Origin of the sequence: Citrobacter sp. Ce104 (assembly GCF_030334595.1) — a bacterium.
Lineage (GTDB): Bacteria > Pseudomonadota > Gammaproteobacteria > Enterobacterales > Enterobacteriaceae > Citrobacter > Citrobacter europaeus.
The window spans coordinates 472,148-495,858 of the sequence record NZ_JAOWDP010000068.1 but is presented as its reverse complement, the minus strand read 5'-3'; the positions used below and the strand labels follow the sequence as shown (position 1 = coordinate 495,858).

The 23,711-nt window shown below is 49.9% G+C and carries 37 protein-coding genes; 12 read left to right on the top strand and 25 right to left on the bottom strand.

Going from position 1 to position 23,711, the window contains the following annotated elements:
* Positions 1-16: 16 nt before the first annotated feature.
* The 25 genes from OGW16_RS20830 to OGW16_RS20710 form a co-directional block, all read right to left on the bottom strand.
* Entirely contained in the window at positions 17-1,315 is a 1,299-nt protein-coding gene (locus tag OGW16_RS20830) for a P22 phage major capsid protein family protein (RefSeq protein WP_286518768.1), read from the bottom strand.
* Complete coding sequence (locus OGW16_RS20825) at positions 1,312-2,226, bottom strand: scaffolding protein (protein WP_286518767.1); 915 nt, start codon at positions 2,224-2,226, stop codon at positions 1,312-1,314. Before OGW16_RS20825 ends, OGW16_RS20830 begins: the two co-directional genes overlap by 4 nt.
* Positions 2,227-2,239: 13 nt before the next feature.
* Complete coding sequence (locus OGW16_RS20820) at positions 2,240-4,405, bottom strand: portal protein (RefSeq protein WP_286518766.1); 2,166 nt, start codon at positions 4,403-4,405, stop codon at positions 2,240-2,242.
* Complete coding sequence (locus tag OGW16_RS20815) at positions 4,405-5,865, bottom strand: terminase (protein ID WP_502873978.1); 1,461 nt, start codon at positions 5,863-5,865, stop codon at positions 4,405-4,407. The genes OGW16_RS20820 and OGW16_RS20815 overlap by 1 nt, the downstream gene beginning before the upstream one ends.
* A complete protein-coding gene (locus tag OGW16_RS20810) occupies positions 5,862-6,395 on the bottom strand; it encodes a terminase small subunit (RefSeq protein ID WP_023230548.1) in 534 nt (177 codons plus the stop codon). The genes OGW16_RS20815 and OGW16_RS20810 overlap by 4 nt, the downstream gene beginning before the upstream one ends.
* A 2-nt stretch (positions 6,396-6,397) precedes the next feature.
* Complete coding sequence (locus tag OGW16_RS20805) at positions 6,398-6,535, bottom strand: hypothetical protein (RefSeq protein ID WP_286518764.1); 138 nt, start codon at positions 6,533-6,535, stop codon at positions 6,398-6,400.
* On the bottom strand, positions 6,516-6,908 hold the full coding sequence (locus OGW16_RS20800) for a hypothetical protein (protein ID WP_286518763.1): 393 nt from the start codon (positions 6,906-6,908) through the stop codon (positions 6,516-6,518). Before OGW16_RS20800 ends, OGW16_RS20805 begins: the two co-directional genes overlap by 20 nt.
* A gap of 8 nt (positions 6,909-6,916) precedes the next feature.
* Positions 6,917-7,153 carry a DUF2560 family protein gene (locus OGW16_RS20795; RefSeq protein WP_172860791.1) on the bottom strand — a complete coding sequence of 79 codons (237 nt, stop codon included), beginning with the start codon at positions 7,151-7,153 and terminating at the stop codon, positions 6,917-6,919.
* A gap of 394 nt (positions 7,154-7,547) precedes the next feature.
* Positions 7,548-8,009, bottom strand: coding sequence for a lysis protein (locus tag OGW16_RS20790; protein WP_286518762.1), 462 nt, complete (start codon positions 8,007-8,009; stop codon positions 7,548-7,550).
* Positions 8,006-8,500, bottom strand: coding sequence for a lysozyme (locus OGW16_RS20785; RefSeq protein ID WP_286518761.1), 495 nt, complete (start codon positions 8,498-8,500; stop codon positions 8,006-8,008). The genes OGW16_RS20790 and OGW16_RS20785 overlap by 4 nt, the downstream gene beginning before the upstream one ends.
* Positions 8,472-8,666 carry an HP1 family phage holin gene (locus tag OGW16_RS20780; protein ID WP_455768328.1) on the bottom strand — a complete coding sequence of 65 codons (195 nt, stop codon included), beginning with the start codon at positions 8,664-8,666 and terminating at the stop codon, positions 8,472-8,474. The genes OGW16_RS20785 and OGW16_RS20780 overlap by 29 nt, the downstream gene beginning before the upstream one ends.
* Before the next feature lie 468 nt (positions 8,667-9,134).
* Entirely contained in the window at positions 9,135-9,824 is a 690-nt protein-coding gene (locus OGW16_RS20775; RefSeq protein ID WP_286518760.1) for a bacteriophage antitermination protein Q, read from the bottom strand.
* Positions 9,821-9,967 (bottom strand): YlcG family protein, encoded by a 147-nt coding sequence (locus OGW16_RS20770; protein ID WP_275368732.1) that lies wholly within the window; start codon positions 9,965-9,967, stop codon positions 9,821-9,823. The genes OGW16_RS20775 and OGW16_RS20770 overlap by 4 nt, the downstream gene beginning before the upstream one ends.
* 181 nt (positions 9,968-10,148) lie before the next feature.
* Entirely contained in the window at positions 10,149-10,736 is a 588-nt protein-coding gene (locus tag OGW16_RS20765; RefSeq protein WP_286518759.1) for a recombination protein NinG, read from the bottom strand.
* Complete coding sequence (locus OGW16_RS20760) at positions 10,729-11,166, bottom strand: recombination protein NinB (RefSeq protein WP_286518758.1); 438 nt, start codon at positions 11,164-11,166, stop codon at positions 10,729-10,731. Before OGW16_RS20760 ends, OGW16_RS20765 begins: the two co-directional genes overlap by 8 nt.
* 545 nt (positions 11,167-11,711) lie before the next feature.
* Positions 11,712-11,900: a hypothetical protein gene (locus OGW16_RS20755; RefSeq protein ID WP_172860778.1), complete on the bottom strand. Its 189-nt coding sequence runs from the start codon at positions 11,898-11,900 to the stop codon at positions 11,712-11,714.
* Entirely contained in the window at positions 11,893-12,855 is a 963-nt protein-coding gene (locus OGW16_RS20750) for a DUF551 domain-containing protein (protein WP_502873980.1), read from the bottom strand. The genes OGW16_RS20755 and OGW16_RS20750 overlap by 8 nt, the downstream gene beginning before the upstream one ends.
* 309 nt (positions 12,856-13,164) lie before the next feature.
* Entirely contained in the window at positions 13,165-13,674 is a 510-nt protein-coding gene (locus tag OGW16_RS20745) for a hypothetical protein (protein WP_286518756.1), read from the bottom strand.
* A 297-nt stretch (positions 13,675-13,971) separates the two neighbouring features.
* The gene (locus OGW16_RS20740) at positions 13,972-14,265 is read right to left on the bottom strand and encodes a phiTE_015 family protein (protein ID WP_286518755.1); all 294 of its coding nucleotides are present in this window, start codon (positions 14,263-14,265) and stop codon (positions 13,972-13,974) included.
* Between the two features lie 2 nt (positions 14,266-14,267).
* On the bottom strand, positions 14,268-14,666 hold the full coding sequence (locus OGW16_RS20735) for a hypothetical protein (protein ID WP_286518754.1): 399 nt from the start codon (positions 14,664-14,666) through the stop codon (positions 14,268-14,270).
* A 5-nt stretch (positions 14,667-14,671) separates the two neighbouring features.
* Positions 14,672-15,442 carry a replication protein P gene (locus tag OGW16_RS20730; RefSeq protein ID WP_233638886.1) on the bottom strand — a complete coding sequence of 257 codons (771 nt, stop codon included), beginning with the start codon at positions 15,440-15,442 and terminating at the stop codon, positions 14,672-14,674.
* A 2-nt stretch (positions 15,443-15,444) separates the two neighbouring features.
* Positions 15,445-16,152, bottom strand: a complete 708-nt coding sequence (locus tag OGW16_RS20725) for a helix-turn-helix domain-containing protein (RefSeq protein WP_286518971.1) — start codon at positions 16,150-16,152, stop codon at positions 15,445-15,447.
* The gene (locus tag OGW16_RS20720) at positions 16,121-16,330 is read right to left on the bottom strand and encodes a ClpX C4-type zinc finger protein (protein ID WP_286518753.1); all 210 of its coding nucleotides are present in this window, start codon (positions 16,328-16,330) and stop codon (positions 16,121-16,123) included. The genes OGW16_RS20725 and OGW16_RS20720 overlap by 32 nt, the downstream gene beginning before the upstream one ends.
* 21 nt (positions 16,331-16,351) lie before the next feature.
* A complete protein-coding gene (locus OGW16_RS20715; RefSeq protein WP_112778466.1) occupies positions 16,352-16,654 on the bottom strand; it encodes a CII family transcriptional regulator in 303 nt (100 codons plus the stop codon).
* A 143-nt stretch (positions 16,655-16,797) separates the two neighbouring features.
* Positions 16,798-17,016 (bottom strand): transcriptional regulator, encoded by a 219-nt coding sequence (locus OGW16_RS20710; protein WP_080096710.1) that lies wholly within the window; start codon positions 17,014-17,016, stop codon positions 16,798-16,800.
* 111 nt (positions 17,017-17,127) lie between these two features.
* Between OGW16_RS20710 and OGW16_RS20705 the strand changes: the two genes are divergently transcribed.
* The 12 genes from OGW16_RS20705 (at position 17,128) to OGW16_RS20650 (ending at position 23,698) form a co-directional block, all read left to right on the top strand.
* Entirely contained in the window at positions 17,128-17,832 is a 705-nt protein-coding gene (locus OGW16_RS20705) for an XRE family transcriptional regulator (RefSeq protein ID WP_286518969.1), read from the top strand.
* Between the two features lie 409 nt (positions 17,833-18,241).
* Positions 18,242-18,526, top strand: a complete 285-nt coding sequence (locus OGW16_RS20700) for a hypothetical protein (protein WP_286518752.1) — start codon at positions 18,242-18,244, stop codon at positions 18,524-18,526.
* 43 nt (positions 18,527-18,569) lie between these two features.
* Positions 18,570-18,806: a hypothetical protein gene (locus tag OGW16_RS20695; RefSeq protein WP_286518751.1), complete on the top strand. Its 237-nt coding sequence runs from the start codon at positions 18,570-18,572 to the stop codon at positions 18,804-18,806.
* A 170-nt stretch (positions 18,807-18,976) separates the two neighbouring features.
* Positions 18,977-19,288 (top strand): superinfection exclusion protein, encoded by a 312-nt coding sequence (locus OGW16_RS20690; RefSeq protein WP_286518750.1) that lies wholly within the window; start codon positions 18,977-18,979, stop codon positions 19,286-19,288.
* A gap of 151 nt (positions 19,289-19,439) precedes the next feature.
* The gene (locus OGW16_RS20685) at positions 19,440-19,649 is read left to right on the top strand and encodes a cell division protein FtsZ (protein WP_286518749.1); all 210 of its coding nucleotides are present in this window, start codon (positions 19,440-19,442) and stop codon (positions 19,647-19,649) included.
* A 71-nt stretch (positions 19,650-19,720) separates the two neighbouring features.
* Entirely contained in the window at positions 19,721-20,692 is a 972-nt protein-coding gene (locus OGW16_RS20680; protein ID WP_286518748.1) for a coiled-coil domain-containing protein, read from the top strand.
* A gap of 8 nt (positions 20,693-20,700) precedes the next feature.
* Positions 20,701-20,889, top strand: a complete 189-nt coding sequence (locus tag OGW16_RS20675; RefSeq protein WP_071697797.1) for a hypothetical protein — start codon at positions 20,701-20,703, stop codon at positions 20,887-20,889.
* An 8-nt stretch (positions 20,890-20,897) separates the two neighbouring features.
* Positions 20,898-21,605, top strand: a complete 708-nt coding sequence (locus OGW16_RS20670) for a Rad52/Rad22 family DNA repair protein (protein WP_181633873.1) — start codon at positions 20,898-20,900, stop codon at positions 21,603-21,605.
* Entirely contained in the window at positions 21,606-22,112 is a 507-nt protein-coding gene (gene ssb, locus OGW16_RS20665) for a single-stranded DNA-binding protein (protein ID WP_181633874.1), read from the top strand.
* Positions 22,113-22,125: 13 nt separating this feature from the next.
* Entirely contained in the window at positions 22,126-22,410 is a 285-nt protein-coding gene (locus tag OGW16_RS20660) for a hypothetical protein (RefSeq protein WP_286518747.1), read from the top strand.
* Entirely contained in the window at positions 22,410-22,571 is a 162-nt protein-coding gene (locus OGW16_RS20655) for a hypothetical protein (RefSeq protein WP_286518746.1), read from the top strand. Before OGW16_RS20660 ends, OGW16_RS20655 begins: the two co-directional genes overlap by 1 nt.
* Positions 22,568-23,698: a DNA-methyltransferase gene (locus tag OGW16_RS20650; protein WP_286518745.1), complete on the top strand. Its 1,131-nt coding sequence runs from the start codon at positions 22,568-22,570 to the stop codon at positions 23,696-23,698. The genes OGW16_RS20655 and OGW16_RS20650 overlap by 4 nt, the downstream gene beginning before the upstream one ends.
* Positions 23,699-23,711 lie beyond the last annotated feature (13 nt).

Genomic DNA, 23,711 nt, shown 5'->3' with positions numbered 1-23,711 from the left:
CGAAGCCCCACCCTCATTACGGCGCAGTCTGATTAGGCAGACCGACGACAATCGCTTCCGGGCGAACAGCGCAAGCCGAATACCACACGGCGATACGGCACAGTCCGGTGAGTGTGTTGATGTCACCCTGGGTAGCGAAGATGCCGTTGATGCCAACGCCTGGAATGCTGAATGTCTGGGTTTTCATGCCAGCAAACAGCTCATGCGTTACCGGGATTGGCTGAGAAAGCAGACGAATTGAGTCGTCAGCCCAACCAATGTTCGCGGTAGTGGTTGCCACGTTAAGCAGCGTTACCGGAGCGGATGCCGCCAGTGAAGTGTTGACGTTAGCATACGCCTTCTCTTCTGCGGTCAGGGTTGCATCGTCCAGCGCTACCGGCTTAGGAGTGATCTCGATGTGGGTGCCGTCAATGACGCGAGTGATGGAGAAGGTAGCGTCATCGGTAAGCACGTTCTTAGCCATCTGCGACAGGTATTTCACGCCAGCAAAGCTGATTTTGTCGCCACGCTTCAGGCCAGTAGTCGAGGAAACAACAACCGTTGCCACACGGTTATCAACGTTCTCGTTGTTGCCATCAGTGTCAGTGGTAAACGCCTGAGGCTTGAACTTCTGAGCACCAGTGACGGTCACGCCAGTAACGGTAGAACCGACGACGGTTGGCAGTTTTGGAGAGCGCAGAACGTCATCAAAACCAGCGACTTGACGCTGGATTGTACCGTTGTGATAAGCATCCTCAGGAACGCGGCCAAAGATGTCGCCAGCAGTCAGATCGCGACCTGCCTTACGGTAGTCAGACGGGTTAAGGAAGTAGCTGATACCCATGTCACGGTTGAGTTCGCGGGCAAACATCAGTTCTTCAGCAGAGGACAAGAAGTCCCATCCAGTCAGACCGGTTGCAGGTCCGATTGAACGAGCGTCATGAACAACCAGAGAGCCCATCTCAGTTGCCTGTTTGGCAATGGCGGTCTCGATGTTGTTCGCCAGCTTCTTCGCCGATGCCTGAATGCGACGACGGTAGGAACGCTCATCACGCAGATCGTCAGCCCGCAGTTGGAAGAAGTCGTTATCCGGATCGCCCATGTTGCACTTAACTGACAACTCCAAAACGTTGGTCTGCTTGTTGGTCAGGTCCCATCCTGTCTGGGTTGGTGCTTCCTGCTCAACTGGCATCCAGACAGTGTTGCTTGAACGCTGCATGGAAGCGGCCGGAGGAGTGTACTTTGAGGTTTTAGACGCCATTGGCGTCAGGTTTTGCACAGTCTCGATAATTTCATCGATAGCGTAGGTGACCAGTTGGCCTTCTTTTAAGCTCATTTACGAGATCCTTTATTCAATTGCGCCTTGAGCTTGCGATATGTCTCTGTATCACCTCTTTCGGCTGCGGCGTTCATCTGCTTTTCAAGTGCAGAAATGTTGGCTGCAACAGCCTGACCCTGAATTGGTTCGTCAGGGTTAGGGGCTTCTGAAACTGGCTTGCTACGAGGCTTGAGAGTTAAACGTTCAGATAGTCGAGTGAGTTCAATCAGCGCTTGCTGCCCGTCCATCGCCAATAACTGGCGAGCTTTCTCTGGGTTTGCCCCCAGGTGATACATGAGAGCTGCGGATTTCTCTGGGAAAAGGCGCATGATGTCAGTTGCTACCGGCGCTGGAACAACTTGCATGAATGCGTCTTCTTTCTCCTGGTAATCAGGGATGTTGAGCTTTTCCGCAGCGTCATAGTGCTTACGTGCAGCATCGACGTATTGCGCTGATTGCTGGGTGTACTCCTGAACCTTGCGCCCCTGTTCTGCTACTGCGTTGCTACGCACATCCTGAGCCTTTAACAGCCAGTCATTTGTAGCTTGCTGGAAAGCGGCCTGTGCACGAGCGTTATCCCACCCGTACTTCTCCAATGCTTCATCAGTGAAGAAGTCGTTGTAATTGGGTTGTGGTGGTAGGTCAGGAGTAACCCGGATACTCTCCGGTAACTCTCCGCGCTTTACTGCCTCAGCCTGCTGCTCGAGCTCACGCTGGCGCTTTCGCTCAATGCGACGCTGTGCAAATTTCGCGTTAGTTTCCGGGTCTTGCTTTGGTTTGTTCTCATCGTCTTTCAGGACAATCTCGAAGCCTTCTTCCTGTCCAGTTTCGCTATTGGCATTTAGCGAAGGATCGACTGCGGATGCCGCCGCGTTATCGACGGGCAGGAGTTGTTCTTCAGTTGCCTGAATTTCGGTGGTTTGATCCATGATTAACTCTCTCTTATTGAGGATTCTCGGCTACGCCGCCGGAGGGGTTTTGAACTTGTCGCAATAGATTCGCGAAATCCATGCGTTGTGAATGTGTTTGGTCTGCGTCTTTTAGAAGCAGGTCAGCGTTAGCTCGAGCATCATCACTGCGCTGTTGTTGGAATTGACCCATAAGCTTGAGGAATTCTCTGAACTCCGCTTGCTTATCGATATCCATGTTGTTGAATATTTCTGCAACCTTGGCTGCGTTAAGCTGGTTCTGGCCTTCAACCTTGGCTGCATCGACCTGAATCTGAGCCTGTTGGTTCTGCGCCTTAATCAACTCAGCCTGACCCATTAGCATCTGGCCTTGTGCGGCGATCTGCTCAGGTGATGGCTCTTTAGGCTGCTGCTGTGCCTGCTGAATCATCTGCATTTCTTCAGGTGTTTCAGGTTTCTTCAGGCCCATCATCACCAGTTGCTTATTAGCGTACTCGCGCATCATCTCAACGCCTTTTCCGTCAAGCAGCGTGAAGTATTGCAGCAAAAGCATCTGCCACTCTGGCGTACCTTGCGGAACCTTGGTGAGCAACTCCTGAATCTCTGCTCGGTTCTGCTCCTTCATACTCTGGAATGATGGACCGGTATCGGTGTAGCACTCGTAACGTCCACGAATGTCGTTGAGCGTTACGACGTCACCAGACTGCAAATCAACCATCTGGGTCATCACCTGCACATCTTTCTCGGTACCGTCCTCAAGCGTCACGGTGACATTGCGCGGCACGTCGTAGATGTCATTGACCATCGACTGGTAAATCTCACCATCGCGGCGAAACGCAGTAGCGAGGTTGTCCTGAAACACGTATGTCTCGAGGTCGGCCCGCATGTTCAGCTGATTGACGGTATCGAAAGCCACCTGCCCATTTGCAGCCTCAGTATCAACACCAAGGCTGGCAACCTCTTTCACTGCAGCGGTAGCAGCCTCAAGCATGTAAGCATTAGCCTGTGGGACCTCTGGATTCTCCATGTACGCCATAGGGCCGATTGGCAGGTCGTTACCGTTTTCATCTGTTCGGTTCTGAAGGTAGTACGGGTAATCGTCATTGCCGCCGTACATGTACTCGTATCCTTCAATCTGCTCAGGAGCGAAGATTGGCTTTTTACGTGGGTTACGGGCGACGATGTCAGCGTTAAATGACATGATCATGTTACGCAGTCGCTGACCGTCCTTAGTCAGGCGCACGACACCTTCATAAACCTCTTTGTCGCCAGCAAATCCCCACTCACCATAGGCCGGCACAATTGGAATATGCTCACCTGCGATTAACTCACGGTCTTTCAGGATTTCTGAGCAGGTGATTAACGACTTGTAGACACGGCGGCGCTTAACTTTCTTCTCAGCAACTTTGACGAAGCCTTTATCAGCGAGATCATCAATAACGTCTTTGATGTCGCGCTGGTAGTAACTAACCGGCTCTCCGGTAAGTGGATCCAGATAGATGAATACCTTTTCGCTCTTCTCTTCGACTTCGTAATACTCACCGACGTAAACGACATCTTTCGAAACCCATGGGAACATCCATCCCATGTCCGGACTCTGAAACGTTGGGAAGATATCAGGGTCAATGCCGTTTTCTTCCGCAAACACCTTCCAGCCTTCTGTGCTGAATGGCTGAATAACGGTGCAGTGTTTAGCGTCGCTCTTATCCTGCTCTTTGCTGTTGCAGTCCCAGACAACGTGAGAGCATGACTCGTGAAGTGGTCGGCGGCGGATAACCTGATTGCGGCTTGTGAGGTTGTTATCCTCGTACTCTGTGACCAGTCGCCAGTGACCAACTCCGCACTCAATCTGCTCGCGCACAGCGACGTTAACCGCAGAGCGTGCAGCGTTGTGGCGCATATCGGTACGATACATCCCCATCAACGTATCAGCAGCGTCAGGACTTGCTCCGTCTTTAGGTCGGTACAGAACATCAATCGGATTGCGACGCATCTCTGCGACAAGTTTACGCACTACCGGGCGGACTACATCGAACTGGCCGCGATACTGCAAGGTTGTGTATTCGCTTAGCCAGTCATCCCACTGTGACACCCGACTAAAATATAAATCGTTTGTCGCTTCAGTTCTGGCTTCATCGCCCGACGCCCAGTCTATGTCGAACTGGCACAGAATGGCGTTGAGTCGTTCGTTATCTGCCATCATCTTCTCCGTGCGACAGGTTTAATCGGTGCAGGTGCTGTAGGTTTTGGTTTGTTTTTAACGACAGGGAACGCGAATGTAAGAGCAAGCGCATCAGCCCTGTTTGGTGATGGTATGCCTCGGCGCTTCATTTCGTCCTTGGATTCAAGGACTATCTTGCCGTCGAGTTTCACCTTGTATTCAGGAGCTACAATCTCATCAGAGGTTTGCTGATCATCAATGCTTCCTCCTTCATTCAGCCAACTCTTCAGCGCGTTCCACATTTCACCGCGCTTATTAAGCATCTGAGGGTCTTTCGACTCTCCGGCAAAGTTAACCAGGCGCCATCCCCTGCCCCATGACTTGCCGATAGAGTGAATTCCGGTGCCATAACCAAAGTCGATGAACACTGCATCTGCCTTATGCTCATCTTCAAACCCGGCAACAATCTGCGCGAACTTAACGTCATCATCAGTTTTCTGGTATGTTCCCAACAATCTGGAATGCAATCCCTGCCTCATGTATATGGATGCCTCGTCACTTCCGGTGTATGCCGGGTCAACGCCGATTATTTTCGGAGCAAATGAATACTGGCTGTGCTCAAGTTGTCGATTCATTGCAGCATCAGCGTAATGCTGAGGGATAAACTGGATTTCAGATGATGAAGGGAACAGTCCACGAACACGCACCTTGAAGAAGTCGCTATCTTCTCCATAGTCGCTGGCCCACTCGGCGATCAGCGCTTTGTTGGTCATCTTGGCAAGACGGCTATCAATCTGGCGACGACGCCATCGATGTTTGAACTTACGGAAGCACTCACGGAAGCGCCCGGTGTTACGCGTCGGGTTACCGAATGCAAACCAGAACGGCTCTCCGTCAGTCAGGCCGCCTTCAGCAACTTCCCATATTTTGTCCGGCACCGCCGATGCTTCATCGAAGATATAGAACGGGCTAGAAGTGGCTGCGTGGAGACCAGCAAAGGACTCGCTGTTTTCCTCTCGACAAGTCTGCCCATCACAGCGCCATGACTCCATGTGATCCACATGGTAGATGTTCATGTTGCCTTTGCCGTTGTTGTACTCGAACCAATGCCCAGTAATGCAGCGTTTTTTCCACTTTCCAAGCTCACCCCACGTTTTAGTGCGGAGCTGTTCAGAGGTGTTTGCTGTGACCACACCCTTACATTGTGGGCGGGTGCTCATGATGTAGAGGATGATCCATGCGGTTAGTGCCGACTTCCCGATGCCGTGCCCTGAACTGGTAGCACATCGATACGCCTCAACTGGCAGAATGCCGTCAAAGTCATTAGCGCTTATTGCCTCACCCCAGTCTGACAGAAATTCTCTCTGCCATTCATCGGGACCGTCATATCCAGAAAGCTCACCTTTACCCCAATCAAACGCATACATAACCCATCCGAGCGGATCATAGAAAAACTCTCCCATATCCTCGGCAAGCATTGCCTCAAAATCTGACATCACTTACCTCTCGCTCGTTTACGGGCCTCCTGAATGCGATCAATCAGACTGATTTCTCCGGAGTGCTCTACTTTCTCTTTGAATGCCTGTACATCGATATGCTTACCAAGAAGCTCGAGGTTCTTAACCTTGTCAGGCCATTTGATTTTCTTCAGGATGCCGACCATTTCGCGGTCTTCTCCCCGACCTTCAAACATATCAGCCAGATCGAACCCGCTCAGATAACGACGCCATGATGCAGGCCATTCAGAAACTGGCTTGATGCTCATGTCATCGGTCATGATGTCGAGAACATCCATTTGGTCAATTTCAACAAGTCGACGTAGCACGTAGGCTGCGTCAATCTCCACTTTAGCGTTACGTTCGCCTTTTAATTCTGCAATACGATCCTGCACATTAGGTTTAGTAAGGTTTTCGCTTCCAATTACCGGGGCCGTCTTCTCGCTGTACCCCGCCCTAATAGCCGCTTGCGTGGCGTTCAAATCAACGAGGTACTCACGACAAAACATTTCCTGCTTGTCAGTGAGTGCCATAATTATTTTCCTTTCTTTTTCTTCTTACCGGCCTTGCTAATAGCAATGGCGATCGCCTGGTCTTTTGGCTTACCAGCTTTGATTTCGGTTGAGATGTTCTCACCGATAACCTTTTTGGACTTACCCTTCTTTAGCGGCATTTTGTTGCTCCTGAATGAATGGCAGGAAGTGACTGAACATTCGGTCAAGCATGTAGCAGTAAGTTTCGTTTGCGTCGCCTGGGTAGGTTGTTACGCCAACATCACGGCATACATAGAATGCAACGTGAGCGCACTCATGAACCAGTGTGGCTGCATCACCATTGAATACACCAAGCAAGTAAAGATTCTCGCCAGTTTCTGTATTGCAATAGGATTGCGTTGCTCCGGCCAGCATTTCATTGCCACCGCTATCAACGCCAAGATGGATGCAAGCCTGATCCCACTCTTCTTTTGACCGACATAGGTATACGTTGGCGCTATGGAACAATGGCACGAAGAACCGGGGAAGTTTAGGCCACTTCGTCTTTGCCATGGTCATGCTCAAGTAGTGAACAGATCCAGCGCTTCTTTCGATTTGCGCACAGCCTCAATCGTTCGAGTAGTGACATCTGAATTAGCGCCACCTGCCTGAAAGTGGATTTTGAACAACTCCAGTTTCAATTGGTCAGTGCCGATAAAGGAGAAAGCTTCTTCAGCGGCCGCATTCTGGCTCATGACCAGCTTGTAAATTTCTAACTTGAATGTCTGTTCGTCGGTCATGGTGTTTAGCTCTGCCATTGTTGGCTCCGGTTGTTGTGTTGCATCGACTCACAGAAATGTCGATGACCAGATGAAGAATGCGAATCCTGACGCCGCTATAACAAGCGCAGATGCGATGTAGAAGAAGTGATGAATGAAGGTGATGATTCTGTCTGCCAGCGTTGGCTTTATCTCAGGATGATTGAGAACGTCATCGCGTATGAGTGATATTCCGTAGAGCAATGTTATTTCACGCTCTCGTTTTCGCATAACCCTTCCATAAAGCCCTTTTCGCGGCTGAACTTGTAGCTATTGCATTTTCTGCAGTGAAGCTCATAGCGCTTATAGTCACGCCCTATGATTTCGTCACCGTATAGGATTCGATGCAGGTGGTATTCATGCCTACAAAACAGACGCTTGATTAATCCACTGACTACCTTAGGCATTGCGACCTCACGTATTCCTGCAGATAGCCTACCTGCTTCGTCACTGTGACGATTCGCTCTCTGAGGGTGAAATAATCCCGTTCAGCGGAGTCAGTAAGTCGGGGGCTGGAAGCATCGCCCAGGCTGCCGGAGCCGGTCGTTCCGTTCGCGGGACATTTTGCGTTGATGCGCAACCCACACTTGCCATCACGAACGCAACGCTGCAAATCATCAAGCTGCTTTTTCGCATCAGCTAAGTCCTGAGTGTATTTGGCATCCAGAGCAGCAACATCTCGCTGCCTGGTTGTCATGTCGGTGATGGTGGCGTTAGCCAGATTCAGCGCCTGAGTTTTCTCATCGCGCTGTTTTTTGTATTCGGTGGCATTATCGCGATAGTGATTAACAGCCCAGCCAAGCGACACGATGATGCAGGCGACAACGGCAATGATGATTGCGGTTAACCGTCTCATTTCTGACTCCAGGTACAAACCTCATACTCAACGTCGCGTCGATTCATCAGTCCTTTCCACTTCTTTCCACCGGCATATACCCAGCGCTTTAGCTCAGAGCATGCTCCGGCGTAATCTTTAGCGTTGAGTTTCTTCAGCAGAGTTGAGTTGATGGTTGCGGTAGCGCCGACGTTGTAAGCAAAGCTGTAGATTGCTGCTCGCTGAGTTTCCGATATCTGCACTTTGATATGCGGATCAACCTGAGCGGCGATGCGCGTCATATCTTTTTGTGTCAACGCATCACATTCTTTGTCGGAGTAATATTTACCCCAGACAATATCGTTTCCTGTGTGTCCATCGCAGACGGTGACAATTCCCACTACATCTTTGTAAGGGTAATGTTCTCGGCCTTCCAGCCCCGTCTTTCCAGATACCATTACCGTGGCAATACTAACAGCCCCGGTTCCTAGTGCTGCGATAATGCTATTTCTGAGCGCCGGAGACATTGCCATTTAGCCGATCCTCTCGCTCTTTGCGTTTGTAGTACCAATTGACACCAAATGTGCCTATGGTGCAGGTGATGCCAATAATTACCGCCCAGTCGTTAAGGGAAAGAACGCCACCCATAGTTGTTAGGCCTCCAAACCAGTAACTGAGCCATTCTCTGATTTTATCCATACGGATCATGCTCTGCCCCCAACCTGACTACATGGGGATCTGTTCAAATTAGGAATAGGGATGATGGTCGCTTGAACAAATCCAGGATACATTTTCGGTAACGTGGTTTGTTCGTGACTAAAGGCATGAGCAAATCAGGCAGGAGGCTGTTAGCGCAGTCTCTTGCCGCCCATCTTCACGAAGCCCAGCCATGTGCTGGGTTTTCTTTTTTGAAGCGCACTAGACCACCGTAGCCACAGATATTCAGCAATGAGTTGGTAGGGTCTGGTTCTTGGTGGTAATGCGCTTTAAAAAAGCCAGCGGCGATGCTGGCAAGATGAGGGTAGTGCGTTGAGCTTTCGCTCTTATGGTCCTGGTAGGTATCCAGATACGAAAAAGCCCCAGCGATTAACCGGGGCTATTTTGTGTAATTCGGTCGACAACCAAAGCTATGGCGACGATATCAGATTTATATGAAATATATGCTTTTCAATCCAGTTTTGCAAGACTTACGTCTAAATTTGTCGCCTTTTGTTGTGAACGTGATCGCGTTACTTGCAATAAAGCACTGCTATCAAGGCGCATGAATGTGCGTTTCATCTCCAGCCACCGGTCAGTAAATGTCTCAGACCAGTTCTTTGGTGTGACGCCAACAAGTTCTGCCAGTTGCTGATATTCGTAAGTTTCGCGCCCTGCCAGTTCTGCTTTAACGTCCTGCGCCGCTAACCAGATAAGGGCCTTCAGCCTATCCAGCGTCTTCCCTGCTACCTTCTTTGTGCCAAGGGAGGATTTGAACTCTGTCCATGCCCATTGAGTGATCGAAACCTGATTTTCCCATCGCACATTCTCGCTATAGTTCCAGAGAAGCCATGCTTTCTGATGCTCATCGAGCGATAGCACAGCGCGACGCCATGATGCTGTTGAATACTCAACCGGTTGCACCAGTGCGATAGATGAACCTTTGGCGCGTGATTGCTGCCCTGGTATTGGTGGGCTGGTTGGATTCATCAGGCGACCGTTAGCCGGATTAACTACCTTCAGGCGCGAACGGCTACGCGGTGTCGCTTCAAACATCGCATTCTCGGCAAACGCCACCAACTGGCCTTTCGTTGCGCCGCTCAGGTCAGCAGTCGCTACAATGAGCTGCTCGCGTACAAACTGCAGGTATTGAGTATTCATGATTCTGCTCCTGATGGTTTATAGCGGCTGATGTAATTGCGTAAAATTCGGTAGTCCGTAGCAAATGAACCCGGGCGACGATAGATTCGTAACCGAGTCCAGCGCAGACGAAGGTGATCAGCAAAGTAGGATTCGAATGTCATGCGGACTCCCTCATGTGCTCTTTGAGTAATGCATCGATATGCTCATGAAGCCTCAATCCTTCATAGGCCAGCTGAAAATCTGTGTGATACGCCTTGCATACACGCCATATTTCTCGCCTGTCCCATAACAGCCATGATTGACATTTCCATGTGTCTGGTATGTACATGCTAAAAATGAAAATCATGCGGCCTCCTGCTGTTTCAGTTCTTTGAGCTTTGCGCGGTAATGCGCTGCCAGTGCGTCGAGTTCTTCACGGGTCCATTTCTTGGTTTCGTGCGGTCCCATCAGGCGATCGTAAGCTTCCTGGCCAATCTTGGCGATCAGCCGCGGGCGGTATTCACCGATATTCCCTGACAGATAGGAGTTACAGGCCTCACACTGGATATGGCAGTTGGTTTCGTCGTAGCGGGTTTCTGGCGATGCGCCGACAGTACGGAAGTGACCAGCGTTCATCTTCGCGCCGGAGTTACGACCACAACTGATGCACGATTGCCCCGCATCACGCTGGCGAATAAACGCGTTAAACGCTGTCTGAGCGCGTTTGTGGTATTGGCTTAGTGGTTGCAATGCTTTCTTGCGAATCTTCAGCTCACGGCGTTCCTGCTGCGCTTCCTGCTTGCGTTTGCGATCGGCTGCCAGCTTCTTCTTAGCTAACAGCAACTGGCTGTACTCGAAGCCATGCTCAGGACAGCACCACCAGACGTTGTCGTAGGTAGCGGTGAATTTGGTCTTGCAGATTTTGCAACTGCGGCGGGTTGGTTTACGCATGGGATCCTCCGAAGCGGGAAGCCCATTCCATAGCCAGGCGGGATTCATCGCCCCAACGGACATTACGCTCTGCGCCAAAGGCGTGGATCAGTTCGATAAGGTCGCGCATCTGGCCGACTGTCATCTTGCTGGTTGACTGACCCAGCACCACGAAGCCATCACCGGTCAGGTTAGGCACCACCTCCTGCTTAATCAGCGCGGCGGTGAAGATATGCTTCCATGATTCGGATGAGAGCTTTCGTCCATGCCATTCAACCTGACTGCTGACGTCGCCCAAAATTGCCCAAAGCTTGGAGTTCTGGTCAATGGAGCGGGTCATCTCTTTTATCTCGATGACGACCGGGCGTTTCTCATCAATCTGCAACTGGTTAATCGCATTGATGGCATTGGCGCGAATGTTGGTATTTCGAAGGAGGAATTGTTGCTTCATACGCCACCCCCGAGAGGTAACGCAGAATGCAGAAAATCGCAGGTGCATTTCTGCATCTGTGACAAGTGGTTTGAAGTACTCTTTGTGTTTCGCATCTAATTTCCCAATCAGATGCAGAGGTCACAACCAGTTGCTCAGACTGGCTGCGACATAATTATAACATTAATTTTGAGAGTGGGTAATGTTGCTTGACGTTGCGCGGACTAATATTTGTAGCGGTTTTCCGGGAGGAAAGCGTATTCGTATGTGAAGTTGAACGCCTCGTTTTCAGTGTTAAATCGGCGCTCGGTGATATCGCTCCAGCGCCCTCCCCTGAAATACTTCTGAGCTACCCACTTTCCCTCAAATGGGAATACCGCATAAGCTCCGACATACCGATTATCAGCATGCGGATCCGGATACGACTCTCCTTCTGCCAGAGTGTAAAACTTGATGCCGCCAACAATGAGACAACTCACTGATGAATCCCCCTCGATGCTTTGAGAGGGATTATACATCACGACCATGATGCTTTGCGCTCTGCTTCGGATTTAGCCATCGCCAACCTACCGCTCAATGTCGGGAAGCACTGCTTTAACGGCTTCGCGGACCTCTTTCATTGAACGATCAAACCAGTTTACCGAGGTTACATAACCGTCGAACTTTGCGCCTTTGGCATTAATTTTTGCTACCGCAATATCTCTGGCTGCATTAATCATCGCTACGGCTACAGCCTCTGGGATGCTGTTATTCACTCTTCACCTCCTGCTGCGGCGCTGCTGGAAGTGGCATCCAGTGGGTTATCTTCCTAACCGTTTCGTCATCTACGGTCCACCACTTGTTTCTGGTTGCATCGTAGTAAGCTTCAAATCCATCTGATTCTGTCCATCCAGAGACGTATCCCCAGCACCATACAAAGTCTTTATCGTTTGGCTTCCGCTCGCTTACCGGAATCCAACCATCCGGAGTTACCGGAGAGTTGCCAGCCAGCGCTGCCGACTCTCTACCTGCCCTATAGGCAAATTCAGCCATCGTACCAAGCATCTGTTTTGCAGATGTTGTGTAATTATTTTTCTGATAATTTTCATACCAGAACCTGCCAAACCACGAGTAGAAGTTATCATCCTCATCAACAGATACTGATTTAAATTCAGGCATATCAGGACCTTTGCGAATCGCTCTGGCAAGCTCGATTGGGTCATCGTACAACCAGTCACCTGTTTGCGGATGATTTGCTTCTGCCAGTTGTGCAGCCCACTCTAACCCGTCTTTGTGGCCTTGAAGATAGTCCAGCGGCAACTCATCATGATTACTTACAGGTTCTGCCTGAAGCCTGGCGGCGCGGCAGGCGTCTTTGTTATCGCCAAATATAGCTGATTCCAGCACATCGATAGCCTGAGACGGCGAGTGCGCGTATTTGTCGAATGACGGACCCTTGATGCGCTGAGCAAGTTTGAACAAGCGTTTTTCCTGTGCGTGATACAACTCGCTCAAGTGACGATATTCATCTGGCACTACCGGCGCTGATTGGGCGGTGACATTGGCAAAGGCAGCACGCAAACCAGTCTTAATTTCCTCTACCTCATCAGCGCCTAAGGATGAATCAGATAGTGCGTGATGGAATGCGTAAGCCATATCGTCGTTGACTGCCACAGGCTCAGTGCCAAACGCTGCAATAGCCCCATCAATCACTTTCACAGCATCAGCCATTGCGTAGCCGAGATTACCGCCGTCGCTTTGTGCTGAGGCTTTGCTGAGTATTTCGCGTATCTGGTGCAGGCACTTGAGTGATACAGGACCGTGCGCCGGGTGGTTAGTTGTCATTGAGCCTTTATTCATTACTGTTGTCCTCGCAGCAATGGTGTCGTCCTTCATGGTCTGTGCTTATATGTCCGCAGATGTCACATTCGATTTCAGGCCCCTTGCATTCATGATCATCAGGTTCGTCTGCCTTGTAAAAACCACCACAGATGCCGCACATAGCTTCAGGGACATCATCATAATTTGCAGTTCCGGTAATCACGATTGCACCTCACAACATTTACCCTCACGCAACTCATCGGCAAACTCACAGGCTTCAGTTGCTGAAATACTGCAATGACGAGAAAACTCATAATCCCCGGCTTTCTCCTGCTCTGCCGCAATCTGGCTCTGCTGGAGCGCAAACATATCCACACCCTGCGCCCGCACTTCAGCCAGGAAAGCGTCGGTGGCTGGGGTTTTCAGTGAGCGATATAACGCAACGATATCGTCAGTTTCGCTTGGCTCTTCGTGTGAGCAGTTAGGACATACAGCGATAGAGCCTGCATGTTGTTCAATCAGTGATTTTAAATCAGCGTTCTCAGCAACTACCCCAGCCAGCTCCCTGCACTTGCTCTCGGCGTTAGCGAGCTGTACTGCAAGGTCTGTGAGTTTTTGCTCGAGCTCTGCGTAATCGCTATGCCGAACCATGTCAGTGCAAAATGATTCGCCAATAACTGGAGGTGAAAGCTCGTCACTTACCACTGTATAAATTTTTACTTCGCTCATAATCCTACCCTCATAAAAAAGGCCCGCTTATTTGCAGGCCTGTTAATCGATTATTTGTGATTCGAACTTTCCGCAATGAGCACATTGCATTCGCAAGACAAACCTAATTTGGTATGGCCTTGTGCTGGAGGAATATTCGTAATAGTGCTGCTCTCGCTTCTCTTTTAGCTGCCATTGGTGCATTCCGAAGAAGCACTTCCATTTTCGTGTGTCGTTCACCATTTCCTCCGGGCATAAAAAAGGCCGACTATCACGGCCACGCTTGCAGATAGCTCTGCTATATAGATTTCAGTCATGTCAGCAATCCTTCACCTTGATTCCCGCTTGGCGTAGCGCATCGTCTACTTCTTTTTCGTAGTAATAACTTAATCCGCTAGTTGAGTTAGCCATCTGGAATGGCTCCGGCATCATGATTTCAATCTCAGACCTTGATGCTTTCCATGCCATCCACATAGCCTGAAGCATGATGTACAGTTGGTCGTCGTATACTTCACCTGCGATATATTCACCATTTTCAAAATCAGGGAAGTTAACATCGGCTCCAACAACGTCATTTGAAAACCACTCTTCGAACTGCTCTCTGCTTGTCATGCTCACCTCCCGTAAACCATCATCAGCCGCTTACGCGCATCGCTTTGCATAAACTCAGTCACAACTCCGTTCTTTTCTGGGTTATACGGCGCGAACATCTTCACATCGTCTTTTCCTGATGGCTTCTTAGTGCCCTTCGCTTCCTGGCTGCTCAGGTTAGCCTCAACAGCGCGTCGTCTGATTTCTTCGTAGCCACCACTTTTCAGCCAGTGCTGATAAGCATCTTCTCCGGGGAATACACCGATACCCGGTACGCTGCGCAGCTTGCCCATGAAGCGGAGTTGTTTTGCCTCTTCGTAGTACCGGTTGCGGCAGATACCAAGCTCCTTGTGAATCAGATCAACCTTTGCGGGCTGGTTAGCTGATACGTAATCGAGAATGCGTTGCTTTAAGCTGTCCATCGTCTTCACCTGATAAGGCCAGCGGCCTTCCCTTTGAGATATTCATCCCATAGCCACTGCGCTGGAGTAAGCGCCCCCAAAGTTGCAGCGTTAGGCATGCAGCCAAATGTTTTTCCTTCAGGGTGGTAACCGATATTTCGGCTCTCATGGGTTACTGGAATGACATCAGAGTTGCACTCAATAGCCATAACGGGTGGTGGGATTTGTTCGCCTCCAGCTACTTTTAGCGCCCATTCCTCGAGCTTTTTAGCTGCGAACTTTTCAGTTTCAACTTCGCTAAGTTGCCTTTGATACATGGCCCGTCGCGTATCTGTGATAATCCAGTACATGACAGGATGTGACCATGGGAACCTCTCCGCGCCGCCAGTGTGAACGCCTTTTTCTCTGCTGTAGCGATGAAACTCATTCATCACATCAGACAGGTTAATTCCAAGAACTGTACTGCTGTCCTTGCACCACTTGATGAATTGCCCGGGGGAAGGCCAGAAAGGTGACTCGCTAGCTCTGGCGTGTCTCACCCCTGCGGAAAGCTGTTCTCTGCTGCGTATTCCGTTTTCAGAGAATGCGGCGATCCACTGGCGCTTTGCCGTTTTCTCGTCAGAATCTGACTTCAGGTTGGTCTGCGATGCCGCTGGGAAGATTTGCTTCAGTTGGCGAAACAGTGAGTCGACTAGGTTCTCGGCTTCGATGTTGATTACGTTTTTCGGATCGTGGCTTCCGGACATCCGGGCCATTGCTTCTCCATCACGGTTCTGAATGGCTGTCATCAGTTGCATTGTCACAGGAAGTCCTCCCAGCCCTCTCGGCTGTTCCAGTGTGGAGTTTCGGGTTCACTACGTTGCTTTCTGGTGAGCGGGTTAACACGTGCGTTTCTGATCCAGACGCGGAATGCTGAATTCCAGTCAAGAAGCATGGTTCCTCTCGCAGTGTGGTAATCCTTGAAGTTGAGCAACTCAGTTTCAATGCTCACTCCCTTCTCTCTCGCCATCGCTATGTGTTCTTCGTTTGGCTTGAACATCGGTGGAAGAGGAATTTCGCCTCCGGGTGATATGCCAATACGACGCTTTGCAGCTTCGCTCATAAATCCTTCGCGCCCAGAGAGAGAGTTAGGTTCATTGACTGGTTCAAAAGAGTGACTGATTCTGGGTGCAGCTCCTGCACTACCCCCTAGTGAATCTCCTGCACTAGGTAGTGAATCTCCTGCACTAGGTAGTGAATCTCCTGCACTAGGTAAAGTGAGGATGTAGATGTTTGTAGAATTGCCTTTCGGCCCCTTCCTGAAGACTTTTTTCAGCAATCCTGATTGGCAAAGATCATCAATGTGACTCATGACTGAACGCTTGCTGATTTCGCACTGGTCAGCGATATATTGATAGCTAGGCCAGCACTCTCCCTGATCGCTGGCATTGTCAGCTAGCTTCAGGAGAACGAGCTTACGTAATGGGTTGCCGACCTTAATTTGCATGGCTTTCACCATTAACATCATGCTCACTATGAGTTCTCCTGTTCTGCTTGAAGATGATTTCCACACACACATACACGCACTCATCACAGATACATGCGCTACCTTCTGTGATGATCGTTGCAACGTCGTTATTGGTTTTCCCGCAAAACGAACATTTGTGAGTGGGGTGTGGGTTTGCTTTTCCTGACTGGTTTGGCATAATTAACCCCGCAAATAGTTGTTAAAAATCCATCGTGATTTGGTCAGATCGCTCGGTTGCCGCCGGGCGATTTTTCTTTGTGAGCACCGCAGCTACTTCTCTTGCCAACCGCGCCATATCGTCATCAACAACACCCCATTCCAGAACTGCCAGCAGCATTGCCATCTTCGGCAGCCACGTTTCTTTCCAGCGGGTTATCTGTGCCTTATCGACGCCGATCTCTTTAGCTACGTTGTTGCCACCTTTCATAGCGATACGGTTAAGCAACCAGGACTCAATGCGACGGGCATTGACCTTGTTGCGGTTAATTGAGTTGATTTCCATATATATTTTCCTTGGTGTTAAATAGTTAATTGATAAATCGTTTGTTCTTTTTATCGTGCACCATTGACAGTCATCCATGACTACGCCGGGCACCCGACCATATACCGGGCCGTTCGGTTATTACTGGCGGTACATCAGGCGTTTTATGGCGCCGGATGAGGGAACAACTCAGGGAGATCAGGTCTGATTTCATGCGCCTTAATCTCGCCACCTGTGGCATTGACGATTGCATTCACCTTCTCTGGTGAGACAGAACCGCCATTCAGCCATTTGTGTACCGCTGGCTGGCTGACACCGCAGACGTCTGCGAGTCGCTTTTGGCTGCCAACGATTTTCAAAGCTCGTTGAATAACTAAGTTCATGGATTTTTCCTATCCGATTACTGGATTAATGAAAAGATAACTCAAGTTATGAGCAATGTCCATAACCTTTGTTATTTTACTCTGCATAACCTCGGTTATATATTTGGTGACATGAAAACATTTGCAGAAAGACTGAATGCGGCAATGAGCGCCGCTGGCATATCCCAGGGTCAGTTGGCAGAAAAGGTGGGTATCTCTCAACCTGCCATTCAGAAGATGACTTCAGGAAAAACTAACGGCAGCCGTAAAATGGTTGAGCTTGCGCATGCCCTAAATGTTCGTCCTGAGTGGTTAAGTTCTGGTGTAGGTGAGATGCGCTACGGAAGCCGTGGTGACTCCTCCATTCCTCCAGAGAGTGAATGGGGAAGTATTGATGCTTGGGATAGCAAAACAGATCTTCCTGATGACGAGGTCGAAGTGCCATATCTGAAAGATATTGAGCTGGCTTGCGGTAACGGTTCTTGCATTGAAGAAGATTACAACGGCTTTAAATTACGATTTGCAAAATCCACGCTACGTAAAGTTGGAGCCCAAAAAGACAGCGTGCTTTGCTTCCCGGCATCCGGAAACAGCATGGAGCCGATGATCCCAGAAGGAACGACGGTTGCCATAAACACAAACGATAAGAAGATCGTGGATGGAAAGGTTTATGCAATCAGCCAGGACGGATGGAAGAGACTAAAATCAATTTACCGCGTCAGCCCTACACGCATCGTGATACGCAGCTTCAACTCTGATGAGTACCCAGATGAAGAGGCCGACATTGAAGATGTAGAAATACTCGGACGCATGTTCTGGACATCTACTATCTGGTGATGTAACAGCCTTCCCCTCATAACCAAACCCGCTTCGGCGGGTTTTTTATTACCTAAATACCGCCAACCCCGATTCTTTACAAAAATAAATTAACTTAGTTATCATGAACATATAACTTATGTGATTATAAATATAAATTAGGTTATTGCCATTACTCATAACTAAGGTTATCTTTATCCCATCGAAACAACACAGCGTTTCGGTCAGTCGAACGGCGCGACAGTAAACCATGCGTCGGGCACCAGGCGGGTTCAGGATGAACGGCAATTGGATGCAAACGGAATGTTTTGTAGTGCGGTGAAATGCAACTGCCAGACAGTAACCGGGAAGATAAGCACCCCGGCACCGCACCACAAAGAATTCCGAGAAAATCGGTTACGGCGCGTTAATTAACTTATGAGGTGAGGAAATGGAGAGATGGGCAAAGCTTTTTGAAGCCAATGGACGGCAAGTTTTAATCACAAAGGATGTAGATGACGACGATAAGCCGAAATTGAGTATCAGCATTCGCATTGATGGCGCAGAGCTAACGCTTGGTCCAGTTTTTGGCGGTTCTAATGGTGATGAACTGCTTGAAAAGGCATTTAACTCAGCCGGTCAAGACGTAGCTGACGCTTTCACTGAGCCATTGACTGGATGCGAATCAGTGATGGATGCAGCACGAATTTTAATGGAAAGAAACCAGGTCGCTTAGGCGGCCTTTTTATTAGCTCACGATGCAAACAGAGGGTAAGGCGATGGTCACTGATAAATTAATAATAATTCGAGTCAAGTCCACCGGCAATGAATACGCATACCCGGCGAGCAAGTTTAGCGAATTGCCCACAGTTAGGATTGAAGATGGAGCGCCCGGGCATACCAATTTCAGCCGTCACGAACTGAAGCACATGGAAAGTCATGGCAGCGCAACAAAAATTGGCTTCGCAACGCTGGCGTTGAACATCACTTATGATGAAAACCAAACATCGAATTGAAGAAATCAAACAGACCCGCTCCGGCGGGTTTTTTATTGCTCATACCTGGAGTCATTTACGAGTGTCTCAAGTTATGAATGGCGGCTATCCACCGCTTAACAATGTGCAGCGATGAAAATTGCATGCAGAGGTCTTTAGCTCAGCAGCGCGGCTTAAGCGCGGAGATGATTATGAATAAATTACGTGTATGGCATATCCCACAGATTCCAGGCAAACCCTTCTTTGTTGATGTGAGCAGCGTCGAAGAAGGTGTGCGAATGATGAGCGCGTTGGCTGATTACGATGCTTTCCAGTATGACAACAACATCAAGCCAGATTACAGCAATGCAAATGGACTTCAGATGTTTGACGAAAGCCTTACCGACCAAGACCTTGAGGAGATGGAACTTAACGATCGCTGGGTTGATTGGTACAGCGAATGCCAGCGCTACGACGACCCGCATGAGTATCTTGAAAGTCTGAAACAGGACGATCCTTCATGACAGTCACCCACAATGGAAAGCAGTACACCATCCGACAAACCACAGAAAATGTTTGGCGACTTACATCTGTAGATAGACCAAGAGAGTCATTCACATTAAACCGCAGACAAATGGAACTTGCCGGGTTATTGCAGCAGGTGGAGGGTAAATCATGATTTCACATTACGGAACGACGCCAATGATTCGCCAGTGCGTAATGCCTGGAATGATGGCGTTGCATGAGGGCCGCACATATCGCGTATCAGCAGTCATTCAGGAGCGCAGATGGGTGTACCTGCACACCGATGCAGAGATTATCCGGCTCACTGACTGTGTGATTGACGTCCTTCTAGACGGACGCGGAAACCCTATTCAGCACTAATTCCAACCCATTCCCCCTACTCGTCCGGCTATCGCAGACGGGAAGCGCACAACCAAATTTCAGGAGAGACCATGAGTGAAGTAACGGATTTAGTCGTTATCGAAAAATCGAGCGCAATGGCTGTATTCACCAATAACGAGCAACTCGATCCCATCATTGAAAAAATTGAGAAAGAAGCTCGCAGCCTGGTGCCGGATGTATCCACCAAGAAAGGTCGTGATGCTATCGCCTCCATGGCCCACAAGGTTGCGCGTTCAAAAACGTACATCGACAACGCCGGTAAAGACCTTGTAGCAGAACTGAAAGCATTGCCAAAGCAGATTGATGAAAGTCGCCGCATTGTTCGTGAACGTCTGGACGCTCTGAAAGATGAAGTGCGCCGACCGCTAACAGAGTGGGAGGCAGAACAGGAACGAATTAAGGCAGAGGAAGCCGCCCGGATTAAAGCCGAGGAAGACCGGAAGCAATTCGAATCCGATCATGAAATTGCTTTGCTGATGAACGACGCATTCGACCGTGAACTGGCAGAGAAAAAAGCGGAAGCGGAACGCCAGCGAATTGCTCATGAAGAGGAATTGAAGCGTCAGGCAGCAGAACAGGCCAAGCGCGAAGCCGAAGAGAAAGCAGCGGCTGAACTGGCGGCAGCGAAGAAACGTGAAGAGGATGCGATTGCAGCAAAAGCTCAGGCTGAATTGCTGGCTAAACAAGCACAAGAACGCGCAGAGCAGGAAGCTAAAGACGCCGCAGCGAAAGCTGAAGCAGAGAAGAAAGCAGCCATTGAAGCGGAACAGCGTAAAGCTCAGGAAGAAGCAGATCGAATTAAGCGTGAAGCAGAAGCGAAAGAAGCCGCACGTCTGGCAGAAGAGAAGCGTATCGCTGACGAAAAGGCAAAGCGTGAAGCAGATGTTAAGCACCGCAAGGCCGTCGGCACTGAAATCGTAAACGCACTCACTGCTAATACCAGCATCTCACGTGATCAGGCGATCGAAGTCCTGAAAGCGCTGATGGATGGCCTGGTACCGAGAACACAAATTAACTACTGAGGTGAAAGATGATCCCAGTTGATTTAGCAACAACACCAGAACTAAGCCGGATTAAGCGCCAGTACCACGTCACAGAGGCGCTCTACTGGCGCAAGTCAGGTAACAAGTCGATGAAAAGCTTTTGCCTGTCCATGGCTAAACGTGAGCGCATGAATAAATGCGAGTTCCTGGCTAACCCTTCCGAACTTCCATTCTGAGGTGTCATATGGACCTGAGCAAATTAGATGAGCCATTCCATACGTGTGATATCGAATGGCGAATACAGCAAAGCGGAAAGACTGGCGCTGGCAAAGTGTGGGCCATGGTTCTGGCCTACGTTACCAACCGGGCGATTATGAAGCGTCTGGATGATGTTTGCGGCAAGGCTGGCTGGAAGAACGAATACCGAGACATTCCGAATAATGGCGGCGTCGAGTGCGGTATATCAATAAAAGTTGGTGACGAATGGATCACCAAGTGGGATGCAGCAGAGCAGACTCAAGTCGAGGCTGTTAAGGGTGGTCGATCAGGGGCGATGAAACGCGCCGCTGTGCAATGGGGGATCGGAAGATATCTATACGAACTGGAAGAAGGGTTTGCTCAGGTATCTACCGAAAAATCACAAGGATGGAACCGAGCGAAACTTAAAGACAACACAACATTTTACTGGTTCCCTCCTTCCCTGCCAGCCTGGGCAACTCCAGACGAGCATAACCAATCAACAACATCAGAAAGCAATAAAAACTCCGAACCGGTTGATGTGGAAAAAATACTGAGGGAGTTCAGTGAATATGCAGCCTCGGAAACGGATAAGAAAAAACTAATTGAGCGGTATCAACATGACTGGCAACTGATGGCTGGTAATGAGGATGCTCAGAACAGATGCGTTCAGACAATGAACATCAGGATAAACGAACTCAAACAGGCGGCATAAATGGCAAGTAGAGGCGTTAATAAGGTGATCATCTTAGGCCGGGTCGGACAAGACCCGGAGGTTAGGTACTCACCATCAGGAACGGCGTTCGCGAATTTGACAGTGGCAACATCAGAGCAGTGGCGGGATAAGCAGACTGGCGAACAAAAGGAGGTAACTGAATGGCATCGCGTGGCGGTTGTCGGGAAACTTGCTGAGGTAGTCGGTCAGTATGTCAAAAAAGGCGATCAGCTTTATTTCGAAGGGATGCTACGCACTCGGAAATGGCAAGACCAGTCAGGCCAAGACCGCTACACCACGGAAGTCCACGTTGGCATTAATGGCGTGATGCAGATGCTAGGAGGCGCTGGTGACAGCAAACAGCAAGCAGCCAGCAAGCAAGCCCCGAAAGCACAGCCGCAAAACGCACCTGCGCAGCACAGCGAGCCGCCCATGAATTTCGACGATGATATTCCCTTTGCACCGGTAACTCTTCCATTCCCTCGTCACGCTATCCACGCCATTTAATCAGGAGCATCAAATGTCATCACCTCTTCATGGGGCGGGATATCTGCGCCCACCAAAGCGATCCGGCACTAAAGAAGAGGTGCTGGCTCGTTGCTTTGCAGCTATCGCTAATGACGATTTCCAGAAGCCAATCATGGAAGACAGGATTCTGGAATTGCACGAAAAGGAAGTCTGGTTCGCCAACTTAGAAGCGTCATTCAGGCCGGGATGGATGGTAGTTGGACCTGTAGAACCTGATTACGTTGATGACCGTATGCGTAAATATCGCGGTCGTTACGGACAAATAAGGAGCGACTGATGAAAGTCTGGAGCATAGAAGAACTATCAGCGCTCATGCGCTACACCAACGCAGAAGTAGCAGAGATTACCGGTCGGAGTATCGAAGAGGTCGGAGATAAGCGGCTGCAGGTGAATATTGAGCGGAATGGATGGGACAAGCATAAACCGGAGGACGCATGACCTATCAACTTCACGTCGGGCGTTGTGAGGACGTTCTGAAAACGCTGCCTGATAACTCAGTTGACGCCATCGTGACGGATCCACCGTACGGACTGAGTTTCATGAACCACAAATGGGATTACGAGGTCCCGACCGTTGAACAGTGGCAGGAATGCCTGCGCGTTCTGAAGCCTGGCGGACACCTGCTGGCCTTCGGTGGGTCCCGGACCTATCACCGCCTTGTCGTTAACGTTGAGGATGCTGGTTTCGAAATCAGGGACCAAATCCTCTGGATTTACGGTAGCGGATTTCCCAAGTCACATAATCTTGATGGTGAATTTGATGGATGGGGTACCGCGTTAAAACCAGCCCATGAGCCGATCGTCATGGCTCGCAAACCTTTCAAGAAGACTGTTTCAGCCAACATGACCGAGCATGGTACCGGCGCAATAAATATCGACTCCTGCCGGATAAAAACTGATGAGTCGCTTAGCGGTGGCGCTGGAGTCCTGCTTTCACATCAGCGTGACGGTACCGACCCGGTTAGTGGTTACGAACAGGCACCAGAGGGTCGCTGGCCGGCAAACATCATTCACGACGGAAGTGATGTTGTCGTGTCAGCGTTCCCGGATGCGAAAGGTCAGCAAGGAGCATTAACCGGTAATGAGCCAAGCTCAAAAATGGGATCAGCTAACTGCTACGGGCAAATGGACCGACGTCATGAATCAACGCCACGAATCGATAGCAGTAAGAGCGCAGCGCGGTTCTTTTACTGCGCTAAGGTAAAACCGAAGGAGCGCGACGAAGGCCTCGAGCGATTCATAGCTACTTCAGCCAGTGACATGACCGGTGGACGCAAAGAGGGAAGCGTCGGAATTAACGACCCGCGCGCCGGTGCTGGGCGTACCAATGGCGCGAAGAACAATCACCCAACTGTTAAGCCGATCGCCCTGATGAGCTACCTATGCAGGTTGATTACTCCGCCCGGCGGTACCGTTCTGGATCCGTGGATGGGGAGCGGAAGCACCGGCCGGGCAGCCATTGAGGAAGGTTTTAACTTCATTGGCATCGACCTAAACCCCGATTACGTGACAATCGCATCAGCGCGAATAGCTCACTCCTTCAAAAAGACGACGGAGGCAGCATGACGCTAACCAAACG

Coding starts and splice junctions, on each gene's coding strand:
- OGW16_RS20680 (WP_286518748.1), top strand. CDS start 19,721: ATGAGTGAAGTAACGGATTTAGTCGTTATCGAAAAATCGAGCGCAATG.
- OGW16_RS20805 (WP_286518764.1), bottom strand. CDS start 6,535: ATGCCGCTAAAGAAGGGTAAGTCCAAAAAGGTTATCGGTGAGAACATC.
- OGW16_RS20785 (WP_286518761.1), bottom strand. CDS start 8,500: ATGGCAATGTCTCCGGCGCTCAGAAATAGCATTATCGCAGCACTAGGA.
- OGW16_RS20735 (WP_286518754.1), bottom strand. CDS start 14,666: ATGGACAGCTTAAAGCAACGCATTCTCGATTACGTATCAGCTAACCAG.
- OGW16_RS20710 (WP_080096710.1), bottom strand. CDS start 17,016: ATGAACTTAGTTATTCAACGAGCTTTGAAAATCGTTGGCAGCCAAAAG.
- OGW16_RS20780 (WP_455768328.1), bottom strand. CDS start 8,666: ATGGATAAAATCAGAGAATGGCTCAGTTACTGGTTTGGAGGCCTAACA.
- OGW16_RS20690 (WP_286518750.1), top strand. CDS start 18,977: ATGAATAAATTACGTGTATGGCATATCCCACAGATTCCAGGCAAACCC.
- OGW16_RS20655 (WP_286518746.1), top strand. CDS start 22,410: ATGAAAGTCTGGAGCATAGAAGAACTATCAGCGCTCATGCGCTACACC.
- OGW16_RS20660 (WP_286518747.1), top strand. CDS start 22,126: ATGTCATCACCTCTTCATGGGGCGGGATATCTGCGCCCACCAAAGCGA.
- OGW16_RS20685 (WP_286518749.1), top strand. CDS start 19,440: ATGATTTCACATTACGGAACGACGCCAATGATTCGCCAGTGCGTAATG.
- OGW16_RS20720 (WP_286518753.1), bottom strand. CDS start 16,330: ATGCCAAACCAGTCAGGAAAAGCAAACCCACACCCCACTCACAAATGT.
- OGW16_RS20730 (WP_233638886.1), bottom strand. CDS start 15,442: ATGCAACTGATGACAGCCATTCAGAACCGTGATGGAGAAGCAATGGCC.
- OGW16_RS20820 (WP_286518766.1), bottom strand. CDS start 4,405: ATGGCAGATAACGAACGACTCAACGCCATTCTGTGCCAGTTCGACATA.
- OGW16_RS20830 (WP_286518768.1), bottom strand. CDS start 1,315: ATGAGCTTAAAAGAAGGCCAACTGGTCACCTACGCTATCGATGAAATT.
- OGW16_RS20750 (WP_502873980.1), bottom strand. CDS start 12,855: ATGGCTGATGCTGTGAAAGTGATTGATGGGGCTATTGCAGCGTTTGGC.
- OGW16_RS20795 (WP_172860791.1), bottom strand. CDS start 7,153: ATGGCAGAGCTAAACACCATGACCGACGAACAGACATTCAAGTTAGAA.
- OGW16_RS20650 (WP_286518745.1), top strand. CDS start 22,568: ATGACCTATCAACTTCACGTCGGGCGTTGTGAGGACGTTCTGAAAACG.
- OGW16_RS20705 (WP_286518969.1), top strand. CDS start 17,128: ATGAAAACATTTGCAGAAAGACTGAATGCGGCAATGAGCGCCGCTGGC.
- OGW16_RS20740 (WP_286518755.1), bottom strand. CDS start 14,265: ATGACAAGCAGAGAGCAGTTCGAAGAGTGGTTTTCAAATGACGTTGTT.
- OGW16_RS20745 (WP_286518756.1), bottom strand. CDS start 13,674: ATGAGCGAAGTAAAAATTTATACAGTGGTAAGTGACGAGCTTTCACCT.
- OGW16_RS20675 (WP_071697797.1), top strand. CDS start 20,701: ATGATCCCAGTTGATTTAGCAACAACACCAGAACTAAGCCGGATTAAG.
- OGW16_RS20790 (WP_286518762.1), bottom strand. CDS start 8,009: ATGAGACGGTTAACCGCAATCATCATTGCCGTTGTCGCCTGCATCATC.
- OGW16_RS20725 (WP_286518971.1), bottom strand. CDS start 16,152: ATGATGTTAATGGTGAAAGCCATGCAAATTAAGGTCGGCAACCCATTA.
- OGW16_RS20715 (WP_112778466.1), bottom strand. CDS start 16,654: ATGGAAATCAACTCAATTAACCGCAACAAGGTCAATGCCCGTCGCATT.
- ssb (WP_181633874.1), top strand. CDS start 21,606: ATGGCAAGTAGAGGCGTTAATAAGGTGATCATCTTAGGCCGGGTCGGA.
- OGW16_RS20770 (WP_275368732.1), bottom strand. CDS start 9,967: ATGACATTCGAATCCTACTTTGCTGATCACCTTCGTCTGCGCTGGACT.
- OGW16_RS20670 (WP_181633873.1), top strand. CDS start 20,898: ATGGACCTGAGCAAATTAGATGAGCCATTCCATACGTGTGATATCGAA.
- OGW16_RS20760 (WP_286518758.1), bottom strand. CDS start 11,166: ATGAAGCAACAATTCCTCCTTCGAAATACCAACATTCGCGCCAATGCC.
- OGW16_RS20700 (WP_286518752.1), top strand. CDS start 18,242: ATGGAGAGATGGGCAAAGCTTTTTGAAGCCAATGGACGGCAAGTTTTA.
- OGW16_RS20825 (WP_286518767.1), bottom strand. CDS start 2,226: ATGGATCAAACCACCGAAATTCAGGCAACTGAAGAACAACTCCTGCCC.
- OGW16_RS20800 (WP_286518763.1), bottom strand. CDS start 6,908: ATGGCAAAGACGAAGTGGCCTAAACTTCCCCGGTTCTTCGTGCCATTG.
- OGW16_RS20775 (WP_286518760.1), bottom strand. CDS start 9,824: ATGAATACTCAATACCTGCAGTTTGTACGCGAGCAGCTCATTGTAGCG.
- OGW16_RS20810 (WP_023230548.1), bottom strand. CDS start 6,395: ATGGCACTCACTGACAAGCAGGAAATGTTTTGTCGTGAGTACCTCGTT.
- OGW16_RS20765 (WP_286518759.1), bottom strand. CDS start 10,736: ATGCGTAAACCAACCCGCCGCAGTTGCAAAATCTGCAAGACCAAATTC.
- OGW16_RS20695 (WP_286518751.1), top strand. CDS start 18,570: ATGGTCACTGATAAATTAATAATAATTCGAGTCAAGTCCACCGGCAAT.